This window comes from Streptomyces sp. NPDC059875 (genome assembly GCF_042731085.1).
Classification (GTDB): Bacteria; Actinomycetota; Actinomycetes; order Streptomycetales; family Streptomycetaceae; genus Streptomyces.
The window spans coordinates 99,812-106,759 of record NZ_JBHWJZ010000010.1 but is presented as its reverse complement, the minus strand read 5'-3'; the positions used below and the strand labels follow the sequence as shown (position 1 = coordinate 106,759).

General features: G+C 69.2%; 4 protein-coding genes. All 4 read right to left on the bottom strand.

What is annotated here, in order from left to right:
* Nucleotides 1-150: 150 nt before the first annotated feature.
* The 4 genes from ACFV9D_RS15245 to ACFV9D_RS15230 all read right to left on the bottom strand — a co-directional run bounded on the left by ACFV9D_RS15245 (nucleotide 151) and on the right by ACFV9D_RS15230 (nucleotide 6,920).
* The gene (locus ACFV9D_RS15245) at nucleotides 151-2,517 is read right to left on the bottom strand and encodes an ATP-binding protein (RefSeq protein ID WP_385145511.1); all 2,367 of its coding nucleotides are present in this window, start codon (nucleotides 2,515-2,517) and stop codon (nucleotides 151-153) included.
* A 322-nt stretch (nucleotides 2,518-2,839) separates the two neighbouring features.
* Complete coding sequence (gene ispG, locus ACFV9D_RS15240; protein ID WP_385145509.1) at nucleotides 2,840-4,021, bottom strand: flavodoxin-dependent (E)-4-hydroxy-3-methylbut-2-enyl-diphosphate synthase; 1,182 nt, start codon at nucleotides 4,019-4,021, stop codon at nucleotides 2,840-2,842.
* Complete coding sequence (locus ACFV9D_RS15235; protein WP_385145507.1) at nucleotides 4,018-5,868, bottom strand: 1-deoxy-D-xylulose-5-phosphate synthase; 1,851 nt, start codon at nucleotides 5,866-5,868, stop codon at nucleotides 4,018-4,020. Before ACFV9D_RS15235 ends, ispG begins: the two co-directional genes overlap by 4 nt.
* A 14-nt stretch (nucleotides 5,869-5,882) precedes the next feature.
* Nucleotides 5,883-6,920, bottom strand: a complete 1,038-nt coding sequence (locus ACFV9D_RS15230; protein WP_385145505.1) for a polyprenyl synthetase family protein — start codon at nucleotides 6,918-6,920, stop codon at nucleotides 5,883-5,885.
* Between the last annotated feature and the right edge of the window lie 28 nt (nucleotides 6,921-6,948).

Here is a 6,948-nt window from a genome sequence, read left to right as displayed (position 1 = left end):
CACCACCACCCACCTCCACCCCGCCGCCGGCCGCCCCGCCCCGATGGCGCCCCCGGGGCCCGCCCACGCGTACCCGCGCCCCCCCCCCCGGTGTCGGTCCACCGTCGTGCGGCCTGGTCGGCCGGCCTGGTCAGCGGCCTGGTTGATGGCCTAGTTGGCGGCCGCCACGGTGTTGTCGGCCGCCCTCTTGGTCATCCAGCTGGCGACCTGGACGCGTGAGGAACAGGCCAGCTTGCGCATGATCTTGCGGAGGTGGTTCACGGCTGTCCACTCCGCGATGCCGAGCCGGCGGGCGATCTCCCGGTTGGTCAGGCCCCCGGCCACCAGCTGGGCGACCTCGAACTCCCGACGGGTCAGCGGGTGGTAGGTCCCGTCCCAGTCGGATGCGTACTTCGCGCAGTCCATCGGCGCCAGCATCGCCGTGACGGCCTCGTTCGCCGGCAGTCGCGAACCGGTGGTGGCCAGTGTCTCGGCCCCCTCGTCGCCGAGTCGCACGCGCGTCTCGGCCAAGACGCTGTCGACCTCCATCTTCGTGGCGGCCGGCGCGACGCACCGGGTGGCCGCCCGGAGCGCGGCCGCGGCGCCCAGGGCGTGCGCGGCCCGTCGCCATGCTTCGGTCGACCGGCCGCAGCAGCGGGTCAGCAGGATCGCGAACCTCTCCAGACCGATGATGCCCGCCAACACGTGGTCGAGCTCGTTCACCTTCAGCAGGGCGGACCGGTAGAGCTCGATGGCGCCCGTCTGGTCTCCCAGGTCGAAGGTGGCGTCGGCCCACACGTACGTGCTCAGCGCGATGTTGCGGGCGTCCCCGGAGCGCCGGAATATCTCCAGCGCCTCCTCGGCAGCCCGTGCGGCACCGTGCGCGTCCCCGGAGACCCGGCGGCACTCGGCGAGGTTGCGCAGCGCCTCCGCGTGTTCGCCGGCGCCGTCGATCCAGGAGAGGGCGACGCATTCCTCCAGCTGACGCTCGGCCTCCACCAGGTCACCGCGGTGGAAGGCCACCAGCCCGGCGCGCCGCATGCAGCCTGCGATGCCCGCGGAATCGCCCAGTTCCTGGTACTTGCTCCGGGCCCGCGCCAGCATGCTGTCGGCCGACGACCATTCGCCTGTGCACAGCAGGAGTTCGCCCAGTGCCCGCTCCCCCTTGGCGGCGGCTTCGAGAGTCAGCCCCTCGCTTTCGACGCTCTCGCTCAGCCAGTGGATCCCGTCGCGGACCATGCCGCGCGCCTGCCAGTACAGACGCAGCGCGGAGGCGATACGGACGACACCTGCCCCGTCCCCCGCTTCCCTCAGGAATCGAAGGATGCCGGTTATGCCGGGCAGCCAGTGGTCGACCTTCTGCAGCCACCAGCTCTGGTCCGCCCCGAGCAGCTCGAGCTCGGCCCGCTCCACCACCGTGAGATAAAAGGCGGCATGGGCGGAGTGGACATTCGCGAATTCTCTGTCTTCGCGCAGCTCTTCCAGCAGGTGCTGCCGGGTCAGGCCGAGCATCGCGATGAGCATGTCGCCGTCCGGGCATTCGCTGGTGCTCAGCAGACTTTTATCCAGCAGGATTTCGAGCAATCGCTGCGTTTCGGCCGAGCCGGTGGTCGATACACCGTCGGCCGCCGCGAAGTCGAATTCCCCATGGAACAGCGCGAGCCGCGCAAGGAAGGCGCGTTCGTCCTCTCCGAGACCGCTCAGGCTCCGCTCGATCGCGTCACGCATTCCGCGATTCTGGGAGAGGGTGTCGAAATCGGCCCCGGACAGGCTGTCCAGACCCTCTTCCAGCTCGGCAAGCAACTTGTGCGGCGACAGAAGCTTCATGCGCGCCGCGGCGAATTCGATGGCCATGGGCAGTCCGTCCGTGCGGACGCACAGTCTGGAGACCGCTTCGTGGTTCTCCTCGGTCAGCACGAAGTTCGGCCGGACCATGCGTGTGCGCTGAACGAACAGCCGGACCGACGGGACCTCCTCCAGCGCCGCCAGGTCCGTGTGGCCCCCCGGCAGCGGGACGGCCAGCGGATCGAGGCGGAGCAGGTCCTCGCCGTACACACCGAGCCGCTCCTGACCGGTGACCAGCGCGGAGAGGCCGGCGCATTCCTTCACGAGGAAGCCGATGAAAGGGCCCAGTACGCTGCGCAGCTGGTCACAGCCGTCCAGCACCAGGAGGAATTGTCGATCACGCAGATGTTCGGCCAGGCGTTCGATCACCGGCTCGGCGTCGCCGGCGACATCGAGATCGAACAGGTCTGCGAGTGTTTCCCCCAGCGCCTGCTCGGAGTGGACGGCGCTCAGGTCGACAAGGAACCCGCCGTGCGTGAACTCGCCGGAAAGGTCTTCGAATACGGCCGCGGCCAGCCGGCTCTTCCCGACGCCGACAGGGCCGGTGACCGTGACGAATCTCGTTTCCGGGTTGATGAGTCGATTGCGGAGTTCGATGAATTCGGATCTGCGGCCGACAAGTCCAGGGCTGTCCTGTCGTATTGATTGCATGAACGATCCCTCCCGATGGCTGTTGAGCTGGATATGCCCCACCGCACATGTGTCGAAAGCGATATCTGGATCATTCGGACAACACGACTACAACTCGCCCAGACATGGCCCCCGTTCGTGTTGATCTTGTACTCCCCCTCTCGGTACCAGCCACACGGTACCTCGACTGCCGAGAGGGACGCATCCGCCATTTTCGCGATGCCGCCGTTAGTCCGCTCCCACGCAAATGAGCCTCTCAGGGGACCCTCTGATAAAACAGAATCTGGCTGAAAATAGCCCCGCACAATGTCACTTGGACGCAGCGATGGCCCGCCGGATGAACGGACGGGCCATCGCACAACACACTCCCCGCAATGCGGGCGTCTCAGCCGGCGGAGTCCGGGGTCAGCACCACGGCACCCGGAGCACCGTCGACGGGGATCTCCCGCTCCTCGGCGATGCGCATCGCCTCCTCCACGAGGGTCTCCACGATCTTCGACTCGGGAACGGTCTTGATGACCTCACCCTTCACGAAGATCTGGCCCTTCCCGTTTCCGGAAGCAACGCCGAGATCGGCCTCCCGGGCCTCGCCGGGACCGTTGACGACACAACCCATCACGGCCACCCGCAGCGGCACGGGGAAGCCCTCCAGCGCCGCCGCCACCTTCTCCGCCAAGGTGTGCACATCCACCTGGGCCCGCCCGCAGGACGGGCAGGAGACGATGTCCAGGCCGCGCTCCCGCAGGTTCAGGGATTCCAGGATCTGGTTGCCGACCTTGATCTCCTCGACCGGCGGAGCGGACAGCGACACCCGGATGGTGTCGCCGATGCCCTCCGCGAGCAGCGCGCCGAAGGCCACCGCCGACTTGATCGTGCCCTGGAACTGCGGCCCGGCCTCGGTCACACCGAGATGCAGCGGGTAGTCGCACTGGGCCGCCAGCTGCCGGTACGCCGCGATCATCACCACGGGGTCGTTGTGCTTGACCGAGATCTTGATGTCCCGGAAGCCGTGCTCCTCGAACAGCGAGCACTCCCACAGCGCCGACTCGACCAGCGCCTCCGGGGTGACCTTTCCGTACTTCACCAGCAGACGACGGTCCAGCGAACCGGCGTTGACACCGATACGGATCGGAATCCCCGCGTTCGACGCCTCCTTCGCGATCGCGCCGACCTGGTCGTCGAACTTCTTGATGTTGCCCGGGTTCACCCGGACCGCCGCACAGCCGGCCTCGATCGCCGCGAACACGTACTTGGGCTGGAAGTGGATGTCCGCGATCACCGGGATCTGCGACTTCTTCGCGATGACCGCCAGGGCCGCCGCGTCGTCGGCGGACGGCACGGCCACCCGCACGATCTGGCAGCCCGACGCGGTCAACTCGGCGATCTGCTGCAAGGTGGCGTTGACGTCCGACGTCAGCGTCGTCGTCATCGACTGCACCGACACCGGGGCGCCGCCGCCCACCGGCACCGAACCCACCATGATCCGCCGCGACTTCCGCCGCTCGGCGACCGGCGGCGGCCCCTCGTCGTTCCTGATCTTCGGTATGCCAAGTCCTACGGACGTCACCGTGTCTCCCCTCGACTCGCCTGCTCCAGCAACCGGGCCACCTCGTCGTCCAGACCGTCCGTCGGCTCGTCCCGCTTCGGGTGCGCCTCCGGACCGCTGATCTCCTCCACCACCGTGCGCGCGATGTTCTGCGCGGTCAGCCCGCACCCGGACAGCACATCGGCACGGCTGCCGTGGTCCAGGAACCGCCGCGGGATGCCGAACTCGCGCAGTGGTGTCCGCACCCCGGAGTCCCGGAGGAACTGCGCGATGGTCGAACCCACCCCGCAGGTGCGGCTGTTGTCCTCGATCGTGATCACCAGACGGTGCCTGCGGGCCATGTCGGCCAGCGTCGGATTGACCGGCGTCACCCAGCGCGGATCCACCACCGTCGCCCCCAGGCCCTGCGCCCAGACCACCTCGGCCACCCGCAGGGCCATCCCCGCCAGCGCTCCGACCGAGACGATGAGGACGTCCAGCGGCCCGGCCCTGTGCAGGACGTCGATGCCCGCGAAGGTCGCCTTGGTCGGCAGGTCCTCGCCCGTCGGCCCCTTGGGGAACCGGATGAGCGTCGGGCCCTCCTCCCAGCCGACGGCCTCCTCCAGCAGTTCGGCCAGCCGGGTGCCGTCCCGGGGCGCGGCGATCCGCAGTCCCGGCACCACCTGCAGCACCGACATGTCCCACATGCCGTTGTGGCTGGGCCCGTCGTCGCCGGTGACCCCGGAGCGGTCCAGTACGAACGTGACGGCGCGGCGGTGCAGGGCCACGTCCATCAGCAGCTGGTCGAAGGCCCGGTTGACGAACGTCGCGTAGATCGCCACGACGGGGTGCACCCCGCCGAGGGAGAGCCCGGCGGCCATCGTGACGGCGTGCTGCTCCGCGATCCCCACATCGATGACCCGGTCGGGAAAGCGCTCCTGCATCGGCAGGAGCCCGGTCGGTTCCAGCATCGCCGCGGTGACGGCGACGACATCGGGCCGCTCCTCGGCGATCCTGACGATCTCCCGCCCGAACACCGAGGTGAACGAAGGCCCGGACGACCGGCCGAGCGGAAGGCCGGTGACCGGGTCCATGGGCTTGATCGCATGCCCCAGGTCCAGCGCGTTGTTCTCGGTGTGGGCGAAGCCGCGGCCCTTTTCGGTGACCACGTGGACGACCACCGGACCGCTCAGGTCGCGGGCCCTGCGCAGGACGTCCTGCAGGGCGGCCACGTCGTGCCCGTCGACCGGGCCGAGGTAGGCAAGCCCGAGCTGCTCGAACAGGCCGGGTCCCGGCTTGCCCTTCCGCAGGTCCCCGAGGTGATCGGCGAAGCCGCCCACGGTGGGCGCGTACGAACGCCCGTTGTCGTTGAGCACGATGACCAGCGGCCGGTCCGGGCCGCCGGCGATGTTGTTCAGCGCCTCCCAGGCCATGCCGCCGGTCATGGCGCCGTCACCGATGACCGCGACCACCGCCCGGTCCGCGGTGCCCAGGTGGGCGTCGGCGCGGGCGAGCCCGTCGGCGTACGACAGCGCGGTGGACGCGTGGGAGTTCTCCACCAGGTCGTGCTCGGACTCCGCGGGGTTCGGGTAGCCGGACAGCCCGTCGCCCTTGCGCAGCCGGTCGAAGCCGCCGGCGCGGCCGGTCAGGATCTTGTGTACGTACGACTGGTGCCCGGTGTCCCACAGCAGCCGGTCCTCGGGCGAGTGGAACACGCTGTGCAGCGCGATCGTCAGCTCCACCACGCCCAGATTGGGGCCGAGGTGGCCGCCGCTGACGGACACCTTGTCGATCAGGAACGCACGGATCTCGCCGGCGAGTACCTCCAGTTCCGCGGTGGTCAGTTCGCGCAGCCGGTCGGGTCCTTGGACAGTCTCCAACAGTGACATTCGCTCGGTCTCCCTCACCGGTTCCGGTAAGCGACTTCGACAGCCATGTCGGCCAGCTCCCGGCGCCAGTCCTCATCGAGTCCCGCCCGGTCGATCGCACCGCAGGCGCGCTCGACGAGAAGGGTGATGTGCTGCTCGATCCGCTCCTTGCCCTCGCCCAGCCGGTCGAGGATCTCGGCGGTGTCCCACTCCCGTTCGGAGATCAGCTTGCGTACGCTCTCGTCGCGCTCCGCCGCATCGGCGAGCAGCAGCGTCATCTTGTGCTGCTCCAGGTCCAGTCCGACCGGCTTGCCGGCGGCCGTACTGTCGCCGAACGTCCCGATGAGGTCGTCGCGCAGCTGGAACGCCTCGCCCAGCGCCTCGCCGTATTCCTCGAAGACCGGCGCGAGGTCCTGCCGGCCGGCGATCGCAGCTCCGAGCTGAAGCGGGCGGTGGATGCTGTAGCGGCCCGACTTGCAGATGGCGATCCAGCGGGACAGATCGGGATCGACCACCCCCTCGGCGGCCACGGCGACATCCAGGTACTGGCCGATCTGGATCTCCGTGAGCATTTCGCTCCAGATGTCCCGCGCCGCCGGCGGCAGGTCGCGGGTGAGCCGGTCGGCGTACACATTGGCCAGTACGCCGGAGATGATCGCCACCCCCTCGCCGTACCGGCGGGGCTCGCCGAGCCAGTCCTGCTCGACGTGGCCCGCCGCGTGCAGGGTGTGCACCGCCGGTGTGCCGCGCCGCAGTTCGGACGCGTCCAGCACGTCGTCGTGGATGAGCGCGCCGGTGTGGATCAGCTCGACCCCGGCCGCGGCATCCACGAGCAGCGGTTCGGCCGGATCGCCGCCGGCGGCCAGGAAGCCGGCCGCGCAGAAGGCGGGCCGCAGCCGTTTGCCGCCGGCGGCGACCAGGCTGGTCACCGCTTCGACCGGGACGGCGCCCCGGCTGTTCACGCCGAGCCAGCGCTCCTGTTCCGCGGCCAGGAACTCGCTGAGCCGCCGCTCGACACGCTCGATCACTTCGGAACGGGTCTGCCGTGCAGTGGAGACCGTGGAACTCACCATCTCGACCTTCCCTCGCTTCTCGTGGTCC

Bases quoted from the DNA above. Each gene is read 5' to 3' on its own strand.
- ACFV9D_RS15230 (WP_385145505.1), bottom strand. From the start codon at position 6,920: ATGGTGAGTTCCACGGTCTCCACTGCACGGCAGACCCGTTCCGAAGTG.
- ACFV9D_RS15235 (WP_385145507.1), bottom strand. From the start codon at position 5,868: ATGTCACTGTTGGAGACTGTCCAAGGACCCGACCGGCTGCGCGAACTG.